Raw genomic sequence first — 16,284 nt, 5'->3', positions numbered from 1 at the left:
CCTCGGAGGAAACCGACATGTCCCGGCAACGACTGGCCGGTCTGCCGTCCGGCCGACGCAGCAAGTACGCCCTCATCGTCTTCTGGCTGATCCTCGTCGCGGTGGCCGGCCCGCTCTCCATCAAGCTGAGCGAGGTCCAGGACAACGACACGCTCGGCTCGCTGCCCGCCAGCGTGGAGAGCAGCCGGGCCGTCGCCCGGGCCGAGGCGGCCTTCCCGGACTCGAAGAAGCCCGTGGCGATCGCCGTCTACGTCCGCGACGCCGGCCTCACCGACGCCGACCGCGCCAAGGTCGACGCCGACCGCACCGTGTTCGCCCGGTACGCCGACGGCGGCGCGGTGTCGCCCCCGGTGCCGAGCGAGGACGGCAAGGCCCTGCTGGTCTCCTTCCCGGTCGCCGGCGACGACGTCCAGCGCCCCGAGGCGGTGACCGACGTCAAGGACCGACTCGCCGTCGACCAGCCCGCCGGCCTGCGTACCGCCCTGACCGGCGACGCGGCGGCCGAGAGTGACGTCCTCGACGCGTTCGGCGGGATGGACACCACGCTGCTGCTGGCGACCGCGGTCACCGTCGCGGTGCTGCTCCTGGTCACCTACCGCAGCCCGGTGCTCTGGCTGATCCCGCTGATCACCGTCGGCGTCGCCAACCAGTTCGCCGGCGGCATCGTGTACCTGATGGCGAAGTACGGCGGGGTGACGGTCGACTTCCAGAGCCAGACCATCCTGACCGTGCTGGTCTTCGGCGTCGGCGTGGACTACGCGCTGCTGCTCATCGCCCGGTACCGGGAGGAGCTGCGCCGGCACGCCGACCGGCACGAGGCGATGAAGGTGGCGCTGCGCCGGTCGTTCGGCGCGATCTGCGCCTCGGCGGCGACCGTCGCGATCGGACTGCTCTGCCTGCTCGCCGCGGACCTGCCGTCCACCCGTGGCCTCGGCCCGGTCGGCGCGGTCGGCATCGGCGCCGCCCTGCTGGCCATGACCACCCTGCTGCCGGCCGTGCTCGTCCTGTTCGGGCGGTGGCTGTTCTGGCCGTTCGTGCCGCGCTACACGCCCACCGCCGTCACCGCCGACGTGACCGCGGACCACGGGATCTGGCGCCGGATCGCGGCGCTCGTCGGTGGCCGGCCCCGGGCGGTCTGGATCGGCACCACGGCGGCGCTGGTGGCGCTCACCTTCGGCATCGGCAACCTCAGCATCGGCATGCCCAACGAGGAGGCCTTCACCTCGGAGGTCGGCTCGGTCACCGGCCAGCGGCTGATCGCCGCGCACTACCCGAGCGGCTCGGCCTCACCCGCCGAGATCCTGGCCACGGCGGGGACGACCGACCAGGTGGTCGCCGCCGCCCGGGCCGTGCCCGGCGTCGCCCGGGTCGACGAGCCGGAGCGCTCGCCGGACGGGGCCTGGGTCCGGGTCCCGGCGGTGCTGGCCGACACGCCGGACAGCGACGCCGCCCTGAGGACCGTGGAGCGGCTCCGCACGGCCGTGCACGCGGTGCCCGGCGCCCAGGCGGTGGTCGGCGGCAGTACCGCCGTCCTGGTGGACCAGGAGCGCACGGTCGGCCGGGACAACCGGATCGTCATCCCGCTGATCCTCGCCGTCGTCTTCGTCATCCTGGTGCTCCTGCTGCGGGCACTGGTCGCGCCGCTGCTGCTGATGGTGAGCGTGGTCCTGTCGTACGCCGCCGCGATGGGGGCCGCCGGCTTCATCCTGGACGCGCTGGGCTACACCAAGCTCTTCGTGGGGATCCCGCTGCAGGCGTTCCTGTTCCTCGTCGCCCTCGGCGTGGACTACACGATCTTCCTGATGACGCGGGCCCGGGAGGAGACGGCGCAGCTCGGGCACCGGCCGGGCGTCCTGCGCGCGCTGACCGTGACCGGTGGCGTCATCACCAGCGCGGGAGTCGTGCTCGCGGCCACGTTCGGCGCGCTGGGCGTGCTGCCGCTGGTGCCGTCGATGCAGACCGGGGTGATCGTGGCCGTCGGCATCCTGCTCGACACGCTGCTGGTCCGCAGCCTGCTCGTCCCGGCGCTCGCGCTCGACCTGGGCGCCCGCACCTGGTGGCCAGGGAAGCTGTCCCGCCGGACCGCCCCGACCAGGCCTGCGACCCCGGCCGAGCCGGTCCCGGCCCGGGCCTGACCGGCGACGACACCCTCCGCCGCACCGGGCGGGCCGGGCTCGACCGCCCGCCCGCCCGGTCCCCACGCCCGGCGACGCCCGGAGCGCCGGACGGCGCCGACCGCAGTCCCCCCGGCCGGAACCATCGCCACGAGCGTGATACCTCAGAGGCATCAAGATGACTCTGAGGTATCACGCTCGCAGTGGCGACACACCACCGACCGGGTACGTCGGCCGGCGATAGCAGGACGAGGCCGGGATCGTCGAGACGCGCGCTGCTCGGGGGTCAGTGACGGGAGCGTCGACGACCCGGCAGACCGGGGCGGCGGCCCGCGTCCCGCCGGTCAGCCCGCGAGCAGGGCGGCCATCCGCTGCGCCTGGGTCTCCCAGCGCCACTCCCGCTCCACCCAGGCCCGGCCGGCCGCGCCGAGCTGCCGGGCCAGGTCCCGGTCGGCGAGCAGGGTGGCCACCCGGTCGGCGAGCTGGGCCACATCCCGGCCACGCACCACGTACCCGGTCTCCCCCTCGCGCACCGCGTCCGGGGCGCCGCCGGAGTCGCCGGCGACCACCGGCAGGCCGGTCGCGGAGGCCTCCAGGTAGACGATCCCGAGCCCCTCGACGTCCAGGCCCCGGTTGCGGGTGCGGCAGGGCATCGCGTAGACGTCACCGGCGGCGTAGTGCGCGGGCAGCTCGGCCGAGGGCACCGAGCCGGTGAAGACGACGTCCCGCTCGACGCCGGTCTGCCGGGCCAGCTTCTCCAGCGTCGCCCGGTACGGCCCGCCACCGACCACCAGCAGCGCCGCGTCGGGCACCCGACGGCGGATCTCCGGCATGGCCCGGATCAGCATGTCCTGCCCCTTGCGGGGCACCAGCCGGGACACGCAGACCGCCACCGGACGGTCGGCCAGCCCCAGCCGGACGCGGACCCGCTCGCCGTCGACGGACGGGTGGTAGGTGTCCACGTCGACGCCGGGGGCCAGCCGGTGCAGGTCGGTCACCCCGTGCAGCGCCCGTTCGAGGCGTACCCGGGTGTAGTCGCCGAGGTAGGTGACCACGTCGGTACCGCGGCCGATCCGGCGCAGCGCGGCCCGGGCGGCGGGCAGCGCCGCCCAGCCGATCTCGTGGCCGTGGGTCTGCGCGACCACCCGGCGGATGCCGGCCCGGCGGCGCAGCCCGGCCGCGAGCAGGCCCAGCGGGGCGGCGGCACCGAACCAGACGGTGTCGCAGTCGTGTTCGCGGGCCAGCCGCGCCGCCCGGCGGGCCACGAGCGGGGTGGGCAGCAGCACCTTGGTCCGCTCCCGGACCACCTCGAAGGGCTGGTCGGCGTCGAACTTCGCCGCCCCCCGCCAGCTGGAGGCGTAGACCACCACCGAGCCGGTGGGCTGCCGGAGGGCGAGGTTGTGCACGAAGGACTGGATGCCGCCGGGGCGGGGCGGGAAGTCGTTGGTGATCAGCAGCGTCCGGCTCATCTGCCGGCCTCCCTGGCGTAGGCGCGGGCGGCGGCCATCCGCTCCACGGTGGACGGGTGCGAGGCCGACCAGAGGTACTCCCAGCGCGGCGGGTCGGGATCAGCCAGGTTGACCCCGGCCAGCCGGCGCTGCATCGCCTCGAAGGTGGCCGGATCGCGGGTCAGCGCGAGCGCGTGCGCGTCGGCGCGCGCCTCGACCCGGCGGGAGACCAGCGCCTGCGCCGGCGCGGCGACCAGCCCGGCCACCGTCACCAGGGCGATCAGCAGCGGGAACGCGCGCGGCTCGGCCACGGAGTCGACGCCGGCCAGCCGCAGCAGCGGCCCCCAGGAGCCGAGCAGGTAGAGCGCGACCACCGCCAGGGCGGCGCCGAGCGCGCCGATGAGCGTGCCGACCGCCACGTCCCGGTCCTTCGCGTGCCCCAGCTCGTGCGCGACCACGCTGGTCACCTCGGCCGGGGTGGCCTCGCGCAGCAGGGTGTCGTAGACCACCACCCGCCGGGTCGGCCCCAGCCCGGAGACGTACGCGTTGACCGCCTTCGTCCGCCGGGAGGCGTCGGCGACCAGCACGTCCCGCACCGGCACCCCGTCCCGGGCGGCCATCGTCATCAGCTCGGCGCGCAGCGGACCCTGCTCCATCGGGGTGAACCGGTTGAACACCGGCTCCACCACGACCGGTAGGACGAAGGAGAGCAGCACGACCAACCCGGCGGCCCCGGCCGCACCGAACGCCCACCACCAGCGCGGGGCGAGCCGGGTCACGGTGTAGAAGCCGAGCAGCGCGACCGCGCCGATGACCGCGCTGACCGCGTACGACTTGAGCAGGTCGAGGGCCCAGCCGCCCCAGCCGTGGGTGCTCAGCCCGTACCGGGTGAGCACGGAGTGCCGCCAGGCGGCGAAGGGCAGGGTGAGCAGGTCGGCGACGAGCAGCACGGCGAGCCCGCCGAGCACCGCGCGGGCGGTCCAGTGACCGCCGAAGGGGCGCCCGGCCAGCTCGACCAGGCGGGCGCCGAGCGGGGTGAGCCCGAGCAGCAGCGCCACCAGCAGCCCGACCACCAGCCCGCCGTACGCGCCGGGGCGCAGCGCGGCGCGGAACTCGCGCGCGTGGGCCACCCGGTCGACGGGGAGGTCGCCCAGCGCGGCGACCTGGTCGGCCCGCGGCGCCGGCGGCCGGCTCCACGGCACCAGCACGACGCTGGCGACCAGCAGCGCCAGCACCAGCCCGCCGAGGGTCAGCACCGCCCACCCGCGGGGGGTCACGCCGGCACCTCGTACGCCGGCCCGCCGCCACCACGCCGTAACCGCGTCATGCCGCCGCTCCTCCCGCCGTGAGCGACCATCCTATGGCCCGCCGCCACCGGGCCCGGCGCGCGCCCACGCCTGCGCCGAGAGACCGGCATGGCACGCCGCCGGGGGCCCGCCCGGCGGGCCGGCCGCCCTCCCGAGGCCGACCGGGCCGTGTTCCGGTGGCGGCCCCGGTCAGGCCACCCGATGCCGGCGGGCCGGGCGGGCCGGCCCGGTCTCGTGGGCCAGCACCGCCACCTCGAAGCCGGCCCGGGCGAACACCTCGACCGCCCGGTGCTCGGCGGGCCCGAGGCCGGCGGCCGGCGAGTCGGCGTCGAGCAGGGCGGTCACCAGGCAGCCGGAGCAGCCGGCGCCCCGGATCCCGCACCTGTCGCAGTCGATGAGCATCGTGCCTCCCTGACGGAGTGCGGCGCGGCGGGTGGAACCCTTTCGTCACCATCCGAGCACCGTCGGTCAGGTCGGACACTAGTCACCGGGTCCGACAGAACCGGACAACAGTGATCAAGAGTCAGGAACGGGCCAGCCGGCGCAGCAGCGAGTCCGCGCCGAGCGGGTACGCGCCATGTCGGCGCACCCCGTCGGCGACCTCGCGGTCGGAGGAGACCACCACCACCGGCCGGCCAGCCGGTTCGGCCCGGACCAGGCGGCGGATCAGCTCGTCGGCGGTCTCCCCCTTGCGGGAGAAGAGGACCCGTACGCCGCGCGGGGTCGGCGGCAGCCCGTGCATCCGTTCCGCGCCGTCGAAGACCACGGTGACCTCGTCGCCGGTCTGCGCGGCGATCCCGCCCAGCCCGGTGATCAGCCGTTTGCGCTGCTGTTCGAGGGACATCTCGCCGAAGCCGCGCTTGGTGACGTTGTAGCCGTCCACCACCAGGTGCGCCCGGGGCAGGGCGAGCAGCTGGTCCAGCCGGGCCGGGTCGTCGGTGTCCCGGGCCCGGGCGGCGGTGCCCGCGGGCGTGGTGGCCGAGGAGTCGGCGAACGCGTCGGCCACGAAGTCGGCCGGCAGCTTCTCCACCGGGTCCAGCGCCAGCTCCCGGCGCAGCCCGACGGCCGCCTGCCCGATGGTCTCCAGCAGCAGCCAGAGCCGGGCGTCGTCGACCGAGCGGGCCTCCTTCGCGCTGGCCCGGGCCACCCCGGCCACCGCCTCGGCCTCGGCCAGCCGGGCCCGTGCCCGGCGCAGCTCGGCGTCGCTGTCGGCCGCCGCCCGGGCGGCCCGGCCCCGCTCGGTGGCGAGCAGCTCGTTGGCCCGGCGCTCGCGCGCCTGCGTCTCCCGCAGCGTCCGCTGGAGCTGGCGGCTCTCCTCCCGCAGCTGCCCCAACTCCTCGCGGACCCGGGCCAGCTCGTCGCGGAGCTTGTCCGCCTCGACCCGGGCCACCGCCCGGTCGTGCTCGGCGCGGGAGGCCCGCTGCTCGGCCTCCCGGACCAGCTCGGCCACGACCGCGCTGTCCGCCTCGGCGCGCACCGCGGCGCCGCTGGCCTCGATCAGCTCCCGCCAGCCCCGGGGCCGGGCCAGGTACGCCAGCGCGGCCACCTCGACCGGGTCGGCGGCGGCCGGTGCGGTGCCCTCGACCACGGCGGCGCCCAGGTCACCGGCGTCGGCGAGCACCCGCGCCGTGACCCGCTGACGGAACAGCGGGTCGGCGGTGAGCTGGGCGGCGATCACCGGCGCGCCCAGCCGGGCGCGGCGGTTCGGGGCGAACTTGGCCACCCGGCGCAGCGGCACCGGCACCTCGTCGGCGGGCAGCCCGGGCAGCACCGCCGCGGTGAGCGCGACGATGCGCTGGCGGACCGGCTCGGGGAGGATGGGCTCCGGCTCGGGCGCCCCCGCACCCGGTTCCGCGCCGGCCTCGGGCGCGGCGGCGGACGACCCCTCCTCGGGGAGGTGGTCGTCGTACGGCTCGGTGAGGGGCATGGGGCAAGTCTCCCACCGCGACCGGGCCCACCGCCGGATGAGTGAGCCGATCTCTCATCCTAGACCGGCGGTGACGGCTGGGGCCGTTGCGACCGGAGTGTCGGACGGGCCCGCTAGCCTGCCGCGCGTGGCACCTGGGGAGTACGTCCAGCAGACGCTGGCCGGTCTGGATCCGACAGCGGGCGGCGGGGTGGACCCGGCGCTGCCGCTCTACGCGACGACCTTCGTGGTGGTCGACCTGGAGACGACCGGCGGCGCCCCGGACGGCGGCGGCATCACCGAGATCGGCGCGGTCAAGGTGCGCGGCGGCGAGGAGCTGGGGGTGCTCGCCACCCTGGTCAACCCCGGGGTGCCGATCCCGCCGTTCATCACCGTGCTGACCGGCATCACCCAGGCCATGCTGATCCCGGCGCCGCCGATCGAGCAGGTGCTGCCGAGCTTCCTGGAGTTCATCTCCGACGCCGTGCTGGTGGCCCACAACGCCCCCTACGACGTGGGCTTCCTCAAGGCGGCCTGCGCCAGGCACGGCTACCGCTGGCCCAACCCCCAAGTGCTGGACACCGCCGCCCTGGCCCGCCGGGTGCTGACCCGCGACGAGGTGCCCAACCGCAAGCTCGGCACCCTGGCCGCCTACTTCCGCACCGCCACCCAGCCCACCCACCGGGCGCTGGAGGACGCCAAGGCCACCGTCGACGTGCTGCACGGGCTGATCGCCCGGCTCGGTGGGCACCGGGTGGACACCGTCGGCGAGGCCATCGAGTTCGCCCGCGCGGTCACCCCCAACCAGCGCCGCAAGCGGCACCTCGCGGAGGGCCTGCCCAAGGCGCCGGGGGTCTACATCTTCCGGGCCGCCGACGACCGGCCGCTCTACGTGGGCACCTCCGGCGACATCGCCACCCGGGTGCGCAGCTACTTCACCGCGGCGGAGAAGCGGGCCCGGATCTCCGAGATGCTCGCCGCCGCCGAGCGGGTGGAGGCGGTCGAGTGCGCCCATCCTCTCGAGGCGGAGGTCCGCGAGCTGCGGCTGATCGCCGCGCACGCCCCGCCGTACAACCGCCGCTCCAAGTTCCCCGAGCGGATGGTCTGGCTCAAGCTGACCGACGGGCCGTACCCGCGGCTGTCGGTGGTGCGCAGCCTCGCCCCCGGCGACACCGCCTACCTGGGGCCGTTCCGCTCCAAGCAGGCGGCCGAGCTGGCCGCCGCCGGCTTCCACGACGCCGTCCCGCTGCGCCAGTGCACCCACCGGCTCTCGCTGCGCACGGTCACGCCGGCCTGCGCGCTGGCCGAGCTGGGTCGCTGCCCGGCGCCCTGCGAGCACCGGATCACCCCCGAGGAGTACGACCACCGGGCCGCCGCCCCGTTCCGTACGGCGACGGCGAGCGACCCGCAGGTGGTGGTCGACGCCCTGCTCGCCCGGATCGAGGCGCTGTCGGCGAGCCGGCGCTACGAGGATGCGGCGGTGGCGCGGTCCCGGCTGGCGGCGGTGCTCCGGGCGACCGTACGCATGCAGCGGCTGGCCGGGCTGACCCGGATCGCCGAGCTGACCGCCGCCCGGCGGGCCCCCGGCGGCGGCTGGGAGCTGGCGCTGGTCCGGCACGGCCGGCTCGCCGGGGCCGGGGTCTCCCCGGCCGGGGTCCACCCTCGACCGACCATCACCGCGATCCGGGCCACCGCCGAGACGGTGGAGCCCGGCCACGGGCCGGTGCCCCGCGCCTCCGCCGAGGAGACCGAACGCATCCTGTCCTGGTTGGAACGGCCGGAGACCCGGCTGGTGGAGATGTCCTCCGAGTGGTCGTCGCCGGTGGCCGGCGCGGCCCGCTTCCGGGACCTGCTGGCGAAGGCCGAGAACGGCGGATCGCACCAACTCTCGACCGAACGCTCATGAGCAAGTGACCGATCGGATGACCGTGACTGACTTAGGCTGTTAAGGGAGTGCAGTCCTGCCCGTTTCGTGGGCCTGCTTCCGGTTGCCGGGCACGGGTGATCGCGGAGCCGGGGTGAGGAGGTGTCCCTCGTGGACGTCGACGCCGGACACGGCGCCGCCCTGGGGGGCGCGCTTCCGACCCAGGCGGGGGAGCTGCCGCTGGCCCGCCGGCTGCGGTCGTTGCTCACCTGGCCGACCAACGACGCCGACCCGGTCAACCAGCTGGTCCGCACCCACCGGGGCATCCACGCCGGCGCGGAGCCGTCGGTGCTGCGCCGGGCGTACACGATCGCGGAGAACATGCACCGCGGCCAGTTCCGCAAGAGCGGCGAGCCGTACATCACCCATCCGCTCGCGGTCGCCCAGATCTGCGCCGACCTCGGCATGGACACCACCACCCTGGTGGCGGCGCTGCTGCACGACACGGTCGAGGACACCCGCTACACGCTCCAGGCGCTCAGCGAGGACTTCGGCCACGCGGTGGCCCACCTGGTCGACGGGGTGACCAAGTTCGACAAGGCGTTCTACGGCAAGGCCGCCGAGGCGGAGACGATCCGCAAGATGATCATCGCGGCGGGCAAGGACGTCCGGGTGCTGATCATCAAGCTGGCCGACCGGCTGCACAACATGCGCACCCTCGGCGTCCGCTCGGCGGCGTCCCGGGAAAGGATCGCCCGCAAGACCCAGGAGGTGCTCGTCCCGCTCTGCGACCGGCTGGGCATCCAGACCCTCAAACGCGAGCTGGACGACGTGGTGCTGCTGCACCTGCGTCCCGAGGAGCACGCCCGGATCGCCCGGCACGTGCACGACCGGCCCGGGTGGGACGCCTACCTGGACGCCGTGGTCACCCAGACCAGGACGGCGCTGCGCCGCAGCCGGGTCGACGCCGAGGTGATCCCCCGACCCCGGCACCTCTACTCGATCTGGAAGGACACCGTCGCCGGGGGCCACACCGCCCCGTTCGACCTGCCCCGGATCGTGATCGTGGTGGACGGTCCGGCCACCGACTGCTACGCGGCGCTCGGCGCGGTGCACGGCCGCTGGCGGCCCGTCCCCGGCCGCTTCAAGGACTTCATCGCCTCCCCGAAGAACAACCTCTACCGGTCGCTGCACACCAGCGTCTGCGGCCCACAGGACCGCACCGTGGAGGTGCTGATCCGCACCGGCGAGATGCACCGTTCCGCCGAGTACGGCGTCGCCGCCGACTTCCGCTTCCCGCGCTCCTCCGGCGATGCCGCCCGGGCCGAGCAGCTGGCCTGGCTGCGGCGGGTGCTCGACTGGGAGCAGGAGGCCCCCGACCCGGCCCAGTTCCTCCAGTCGCTGCGCTGCGACCTGGCCGAAACCCAGATCCAGGTGGTCGCCGACGGCCGGCAGGTCGTGCTCCCGGCCGGGGCCACCCCGGTCGACCTGGCGTACGAGCTGGGCACCGAGCGGGGCGACCACTGCCTGGCCGTGCGGATCAACGGCCGGCTGGCCCCGCTCTCGTCCGAACTGGACGAGGGCGACGTCGTGGAGATCTTCACCGAGAGCGACGCGGAGAGCGGCTTCGAGGCGGACGCCGCGCCGCGCGGGCCCCGCCGCGAGTGGCTCGGCTTCGTCAAGTCGCCGCACGCGCAGATGCAGATCAACCGTTGGTTCGCCGAGCACACCGAGCCGGGCATCTCGATCGCCGACAAGGTGCGCCTCGGCCGGGCGACCATCGGGCTGGCGCTGCGCAAGCACAACCGGGGGCTGGCCAGCGACCTGCCGCTGCTGCGGCTCTCCGAGGAGCTCGGCTACCCCGACCTGGAGACCCTCCTGGTGGCGGTCTTCGACCGCGCGGTCGAGCCGGACGCCGTCGTCCAGCAGCTCATCGACCTGGTCGACCACCGCCAGTAGGGCCGCCACCCCGCCGCGACCCGCCATCGCGACGCACCGCGCCCGCGCGCCATGCCGGCGTGGGTGTGCCGGCGCGAACGGCCACTCCGTCCCGGAAGAGCGCGCGGGGCCGGGGCGAGTGGTGGGCCCGGGGGGCGGGTGGGCGGCGGAGGGCCTAGCCTGGAGTCATGATCCCCCGCTCGCGCGCCACCGGCCGGGCCGTCGCCTACAAGGTCTTCTACCGGCTTCCGGTCGGGATGCGCCGCCGCCTGGTCCGGCTCGCCGTGCCGAAGTACGTCGTCGGCGCGGTCACCCTGGTCCGGGACAGCGAGGGGACCGGCCGGCTCCTGCTGCTGCGCCAGCCGCCCGGACACAGCTGGACCCTCCCCGCCGGCCTGCTCGAGCGCGCCGAGGCCCCGGTCGTCGGGGCGGCCCGCGAGCTGTACGAGGAGTCGGGCATCCGGCTCTCCCCCGACCGGCTCCGCCCGGCCGTGCCGAACGCCCTCGTGCACGCCAAGGGCTGGGTGGACATGGTCTTCGAGACGGAGGTGCCGGCGTCGACCACCGCGCTCACGGTGGACGGCGCGGAGGTCTTCGAGGCCGCCTGGCACCCGCTGGACGACCTGCCCCGGCTCAGCCGGGCCACCGCCCACCTGCTCGGCCACTACGGCATCGGCCCGATGGCCGGGGAGGTCCCGCCCACCGGCCGGCCGGCGTGACCGCGACCCCGGACCCGTGGCCGACCGGCGACCCGGGGCCGGTGCCGCCGGCCGGGATCTGCGCGGTGGTGCTCGCCGCCGGCGAGGGGACCCGGCTGCGACCGCTCACCGAGCGGGTGCCCAAGGCGCTCTGCCCGGTCGGCAACGTGCCGCTGCTGGACCGCGCGCTGGCCCGGCTGGCCGGGCTGGGCCTGACCGGCCCGGAACGGATCGCGGTCAACGCCTGCCACCTCGCCGACCAGGTGGTCGCCCACGTCGGCGGACGGGCCCACCTCTCCGTCGAACCGGGCGACCCGCTCGGCACCGCCGGGGGCGTGGGCAACCTGCGGGACTGGATCGCCGGGCGCGGCGTGCTCGTCGGCAACGCCGACGCGTACCTCGCCGATCCGGCGGCCGCCCCCGGGCCGGACGTCGCCGCGCTGCTCGACGGCTGGGACGGGCGGAGCGTACGCCTGCTCGGCCAGCCGGTCGCGCACCCGGCCGCCCCCGGCACGTTCGACGGCCACCGCTTCACCGGGTTCTCGCTGCTGCCCTGGCGGCTGGTCCGGGAGCTGCCGCCGACCTTCGGCGACCTGGTCCGCGCGGTGTGGCGGCCGGCGGAGGCGGCGGGCGCGCTGGAGGTGGTGGCCTATCCCGGCACCTTCTACGACACCGGCACCCCGGCCGACTACCTGGCGGCCAACCTGCACGCCGCCGGCGGCGGCGAACTGGTCGACCCCACCGCCACGGTGACCGGCCGGGTGCGCCGTGCGGTGGTCGGGGCGGGCGCGGTGGTCCGCGGCGACGTGGAGCGGGCGGTGGTCTGGCCCGGCGCCACCGTCGGGGCGGACGAGCGGCTGCGCGACGCCGTCCGGGCCGGCGACGGCCGCACCGTGCCGGCCTGAGCGGCCCGCACCGGTCCGGTCCTGCGGCGGCCGGTGAACATCTAGCATGAGCCACGACGTCGACGAACGGAGAATCGTCCAGTGATCACCGCGATCGTCCTGATCGACTGCGCCACCGACTCGATCCCCGAGGTGGCCGAGACCCTGGCCAACCTGCCCGGCGTCAGCGAGGTCTACTCGGTGGCCGGGCACGTCGACCTGATCGCCATGGTCCGGGTCCGGGAGTTCGAGCAGATCGCCCAGGTCATCGCCGGCAGCATCTCCAAGGTGCCCGGCGTGCTCAACACCGAGTCGCACATCGCGTTCCGCGCGTACTCCCGGCACGACCTGGAGGAGGCGTTCGCGATCGGGCTGGCCGGCGCCGACTGACCGGCGTACGCGCGGTGGCCGGCCCGCCCCGGAGGGCGGACCGGCCACCGTCGGCCGTGCGACGACGTCAGCTGGTACCCGGAGCCGGCGTCTCGGTGGCGCCACCCGGGGCCGGCGACTCGGTCGTGCCGCCCGGAGCCGGGGACTCGGTGGTGCCGCCCGGAGCCGGCGACTCGGTGGTGCCGCCCGGAGCCGGGGTCTCGGTCGTGGCGCCCGGAGACGGCGTCGTGGTGGCGCCCGGGCTGGGCGTGCCGCTGGCGCTGGCCTGCGGGACCGAGATGCCGAGCTGCTGGGCCAGGGCCACCAGCTCGTCGTTGTGCGCCTGGAGCACCGGCAGCACGGTCTGCGCCAGCTGGATCACCGACTGCTCCTGACCCTGCGAGATCTCGGTCTGGGTGGCCTGGATCGCCTGGAGCTGCGCGGCGAGCTGGTCGATCACCCACTGCCGGTCGAACTCCGCGCCGCTGAGGCCGTTCAGGTGGTCGAGGACCCGCTGCTGGTCGGCGGTCGGCTCACCCGGCAGTTGCACACCCAGCTGGGAGGCGGTCTGCTGGACCGACTGGTCCAACTGGGTGTGGTCGGTCTTGAACATCTCGCCGAGCCGCTTGACTTCCTGGTTCTGGCCCTTCGACTGGGCCAGGTCACCGGCCCGGATCTCGAACAGGTTCGTCTGGTGCATCGCCTGCAGGTACTGGGTGTCCTGCGCAGACGGCTGTGCCGCGGCCTGCGCGGCCGCGGCCGGCGCCAGGCCGACCAGCACCAGTGCGGCCAGCAAGCCGAGGCGTTTGATTCCCAACATGTTCCCTCCCCGTTTGACGTTGGACCGCACGGATACCCCGCTGACCGGGGTTATTCCTGCGTTTCCACCATCGTTGGGCGGGTCGCCGGAGCGTGGCGGGCGCCGCGCTCCGGACGCCGGGTCCGGAAACGGACGTGGCGCCCGCCGGGAACTCCGGCGGGCGCCACGGTCGGGTGCGTCGTCAGCGACGGCTCTCGCCGCTGCCGATCTCCTCCCGCTCGGTACGGGGCTCGACCGGCGGGTGCCCCGGCGAGACCGGCGCCTCGGCCGGCTTCTCGATCGGGTAGAAGAAGCCCCGGATGGCCGGGCCGAGGGCGCCGAGCCGGTTCATCTTCTTCGGCACCACCCAGCCGACGTAGTCCAGCTCGGCGTGCCCGTCGTGGCCGTCGGCCGCGGTGAGCGGCTGGTGGACCTCGACGAACCGGCCGTCCGGCAGGCGCCGGATGATGCCGGTCTCCACGCCGTGGGCCAGCACCTCCCGGTCGTGCTGCTGGAGACCGAGGCAGATCCGGTACGTCAGGTAGTACGCCAGCGGCGGGACCACCAGCAGACCGATCCGGCCCGCCCAGGTCATCGCGTTCAGGCTGATCTGGAACTTGTCGGCGATCACGTCGTTGCTGCCGGAGAGGGTCAGCACCACGAAGAACGACACCGCCATCGCACCCACCGCGGTCCGGGCCGGAACGTCCCGGGGCCGCTGGAGCAGGTTGTGATGCTTGTAGTCCTTGAGGCGTCGGGCCTCGAGGAACGGGTACATCGTCGACAGGCCGACCAGGATGCCCGGCAACACGACGGTCGGCCAGAACAGCGGCGGGATGACGTACCCGTCGCCGATCGGGATGTGGATCTCCCAGGCCGGCATGAGTCGGGTCGAGCCGTCGAGGAACATGACGTACCAGTCCGGCTGGCTGGCGGCCGAGACCACCCACGCCTCGTACGGGCCGAAGTACCAGATCGGGTTGATCTGGAAGAGGCCACCCATCAGCGCGATCACGCCGAAGACGACCATGAAGAAGCCGCCCTGCTTGAGCGCGTAGCGGGGGAACATCCGCTCGCCGACCACGTTCTCGTTGGTCCGGCCGGGGCCGGGCCACTGGGTGTGCTTCTGCTTGAACACCAGGCCCAGGTGGGCGCTGATCAGCGCCACCAGCAGACCCGGGATCAGCAGCACGTGGGCGATGTAGAAGCGGCTGATGATGATCTCGCCCGGGAACTCCCCGCCGAAGATCGACGAGCTGACCCAGGAGCCGATCACCGGGATCGACAGGATGATGCCGGAGGCGATCCGCAGGCCGGTGCCGGACAGGCCGTCGTCCGGCAGCGAGTAGCCGGTGAAGCCGGCGAGGAAGCCGACCCAGAACAGCAGCGAGCCGATGATCCAGTTCGTCTCGCGCGGCTTGCGGAACGCGCCGGTGAAGAAGACCCGCAGCATGTGCACCACGATCGCGGCCATGAACAGCAGCGCCGACCAGTGGTGCATCTGCCGCATGATCAGGCCGCCGCGGACGTCGAACGACAGGTCCAGGCTGGAGGCGTACGCGGCCGACATCGGGGTGCCCCGCAGCGGGGCGTAGCTGCCGTTGTAGACCACCTCGGTCATCGACGGATCGAAGAAGAAGGTCAGGAAGACACCGGTCAGCAGCAGCACGATGAACGAGAACAGCGCGATCTCGCCGAGCAGGAACGACCAGTGGTCCGGGAAGACCTTGTTGAGCAGCTTGCGCAGCGGGGTGGCCACCTGGAAGCGGTCGTCCACCGCCCCGGCGTTCTTGGCCGGCACCGCTGCTACGTCAAACTTTCGGCGCTTCATGGCCGCTCCCAGAAGTCGGGGCCGATGGTTTCGGTGTAGTCGGACTTCGCCACGAAGAAGCCCTCCTCGTCCACCTCGATCGGCAGCTGCGGCAACCGACGGCTGGCCGGACCGAAGATGGGCCGGGCGTTGTCGGTGATCAGGAACTGCGACTGGTGGCACGGGCAGAGCAGCCGGTTGGTCTGCTGCTCGTAGAGGCTCGCCGGGCAGCCGGCGTGCGTGCAGATCTTGGAGAACGCCGCGTAGTTGCCCCACATGAAGTCGTTGTGGCCCACCCGCGCGTTGGCGTCGCGGGACGCCTGGGCGTCCGAGTCCCGCAGGTGGATCAGCAGCGTCGGCGAGTCCGCGTGCTTGTTGCTCACGCCGTGCTCGATGCCGGGGAAGACGGTCATCTGGCCACCGGCGCTGACGTCCGCCGGGCGGAGCGGCCGGCCGTCCTCGCGGACCAGCCGGATCCGGCGGCCGCCCTCGGCCGGCGCGAAGCCGGTGGTGAACATCTGGTTGTTCTTGTGCGGCTGCATGATCATGCCGCCGATCAGCGGGGCCGCGACTACCGCGCCCACCGGCAGCAGGCCCGCCACCAGCGAGACGCCGAGCAGCGGACGACGCCGCACGCCCATCTCGTCGGCCAGGTAGAGCATGGTCTCCCCGGTGATCTTGCGATCCTCGGGCGAACTCGGCTGGTCGTGCCGGTCCTGGATCGAGACCTCCTTGGGCAGCAGCTTCTTGCCCCAGGTGAGGATGCCGAAGCCGACGGCCAGGAGCGCGACGCCCAGGGTGAGGCCGAGCAGCGGGGTGTACCACTTGTCGCCGCCGCGGCCGGCCTCCCACTTCCACGGCCACCAGATGTACACGACCAGGAAGGCGGTCGCGGCCAGACCGGTGAGCAGGAAGAGCGAGGCGACAAGACGGGTCAGCCGGCGCTCGGCCTTGCTGCCCGGGACGACCTGCGACTCGTAGTGGACGATCTCGATGTCGTCCCGACGCGCGCCCTCCTGGACGACGTCGAACCGGGACAGCCGGGGGTCCAGGACGTCGAGCGGCTCCCGACCCTGCGGGGCCTGGTGCTCGGTGTGGGTGCTCATGCCGTCACCTCGCTACGGGCGGTGCCGGCGCACGGCACCAC

The 16,284-nt window shown here is 74.3% G+C and carries 13 protein-coding genes; 6 read left to right on the top strand and 7 right to left on the bottom strand.

Annotated features, from left to right (window positions below):
• Positions 1–17: 17 nt before the first annotated feature.
• Positions 18–2,135 carry an MMPL family transporter gene (locus AB0I41_RS13595; RefSeq protein WP_357106147.1) on the top strand — a complete coding sequence of 706 codons (2,118 nt, stop codon included), beginning with the start codon at positions 18–20 and terminating at the stop codon, positions 2,133–2,135.
• 323 nt (positions 2,136–2,458) lie between these two features.
• On the opposite strand, the gene AB0I41_RS13590 is transcribed toward AB0I41_RS13595, so the two are convergent.
• The 4 genes from AB0I41_RS13590 to AB0I41_RS13575 form a co-directional block, all read right to left on the bottom strand.
• Positions 2,459–3,583: a glycosyltransferase family 4 protein gene (locus tag AB0I41_RS13590; protein ID WP_357106144.1), complete on the bottom strand. Its 1,125-nt coding sequence runs from the start codon at positions 3,581–3,583 to the stop codon at positions 2,459–2,461.
• On the bottom strand, positions 3,580–4,839 hold the full coding sequence (locus tag AB0I41_RS13585) for a M48 family metallopeptidase (protein WP_357106142.1): 1,260 nt from the start codon (positions 4,837–4,839) through the stop codon (positions 3,580–3,582). Before AB0I41_RS13585 ends, AB0I41_RS13590 begins: the two co-directional genes overlap by 4 nt.
• A 219-nt stretch (positions 4,840–5,058) precedes the next feature.
• Entirely contained in the window at positions 5,059–5,271 is a 213-nt protein-coding gene (locus tag AB0I41_RS13580; RefSeq protein ID WP_357106139.1) for a hypothetical protein, read from the bottom strand.
• A 121-nt stretch (positions 5,272–5,392) separates the two neighbouring features.
• Positions 5,393–6,796 (bottom strand): NYN domain-containing protein, encoded by a 1,404-nt coding sequence (locus AB0I41_RS13575; protein ID WP_357106136.1) that lies wholly within the window; start codon positions 6,794–6,796, stop codon positions 5,393–5,395.
• A gap of 127 nt (positions 6,797–6,923) precedes the next feature.
• On the opposite strand from AB0I41_RS13575, the gene AB0I41_RS13570 reads away from it, so the two are divergent.
• From AB0I41_RS13570 to AB0I41_RS13550, 5 genes are all read left to right on the top strand, one after another.
• On the top strand, positions 6,924–8,681 hold the full coding sequence (locus tag AB0I41_RS13570; protein WP_357106133.1) for a DEDD exonuclease domain-containing protein: 1,758 nt from the start codon (positions 6,924–6,926) through the stop codon (positions 8,679–8,681).
• Positions 8,682–8,810: 129 nt separating this feature from the next.
• Entirely contained in the window at positions 8,811–10,598 is a 1,788-nt protein-coding gene (locus AB0I41_RS13565) for an HD domain-containing protein (RefSeq protein ID WP_357106253.1), read from the top strand.
• Positions 10,599–10,765: 167 nt separating this feature from the next.
• Positions 10,766–11,296: an NUDIX domain-containing protein gene (locus tag AB0I41_RS13560; protein WP_357106131.1), complete on the top strand. Its 531-nt coding sequence runs from the start codon at positions 10,766–10,768 to the stop codon at positions 11,294–11,296.
• A gap of 41 nt (positions 11,297–11,337) precedes the next feature.
• Positions 11,338–12,180 carry a sugar phosphate nucleotidyltransferase gene (locus tag AB0I41_RS13555; protein WP_357106250.1) on the top strand — a complete coding sequence of 281 codons (843 nt, stop codon included), beginning with the start codon at positions 11,338–11,340 and terminating at the stop codon, positions 12,178–12,180.
• Between the two features lie 81 nt (positions 12,181–12,261).
• On the top strand, positions 12,262–12,549 hold the full coding sequence (locus tag AB0I41_RS13550) for an Lrp/AsnC ligand binding domain-containing protein (RefSeq protein WP_357106129.1): 288 nt from the start codon (positions 12,262–12,264) through the stop codon (positions 12,547–12,549).
• A 67-nt stretch (positions 12,550–12,616) separates the two neighbouring features.
• On the opposite strand, the gene AB0I41_RS13545 is transcribed toward AB0I41_RS13550, so the two are convergent.
• The 3 genes from AB0I41_RS13545 to AB0I41_RS13535 form a co-directional block, all read right to left on the bottom strand.
• Entirely contained in the window at positions 12,617–13,348 is a 732-nt protein-coding gene (locus AB0I41_RS13545; RefSeq protein ID WP_357106126.1) for a DUF4142 domain-containing protein, read from the bottom strand.
• 181 nt (positions 13,349–13,529) lie between these two features.
• Positions 13,530–15,158 carry a cytochrome b N-terminal domain-containing protein gene (locus AB0I41_RS13540; RefSeq protein WP_357106124.1) on the bottom strand — a complete coding sequence of 543 codons (1,629 nt, stop codon included), beginning with the start codon at positions 15,156–15,158 and terminating at the stop codon, positions 13,530–13,532.
• Positions 15,155–16,243 (bottom strand): Rieske 2Fe-2S domain-containing protein, encoded by a 1,089-nt coding sequence (locus AB0I41_RS13535; protein ID WP_357106121.1) that lies wholly within the window; start codon positions 16,241–16,243, stop codon positions 15,155–15,157. The genes AB0I41_RS13540 and AB0I41_RS13535 overlap by 4 nt, the downstream gene beginning before the upstream one ends.
• Positions 16,244–16,284: the final 41 nt, after the last annotated feature.

Source organism: Micromonospora sp. NPDC050200, from assembly GCF_040656135.1.
Classification (GTDB): domain Bacteria; phylum Actinomycetota; class Actinomycetes; order Mycobacteriales; family Micromonosporaceae; genus Micromonospora.
This window is presented reverse-complemented; position numbering and strand designations above follow the sequence as displayed.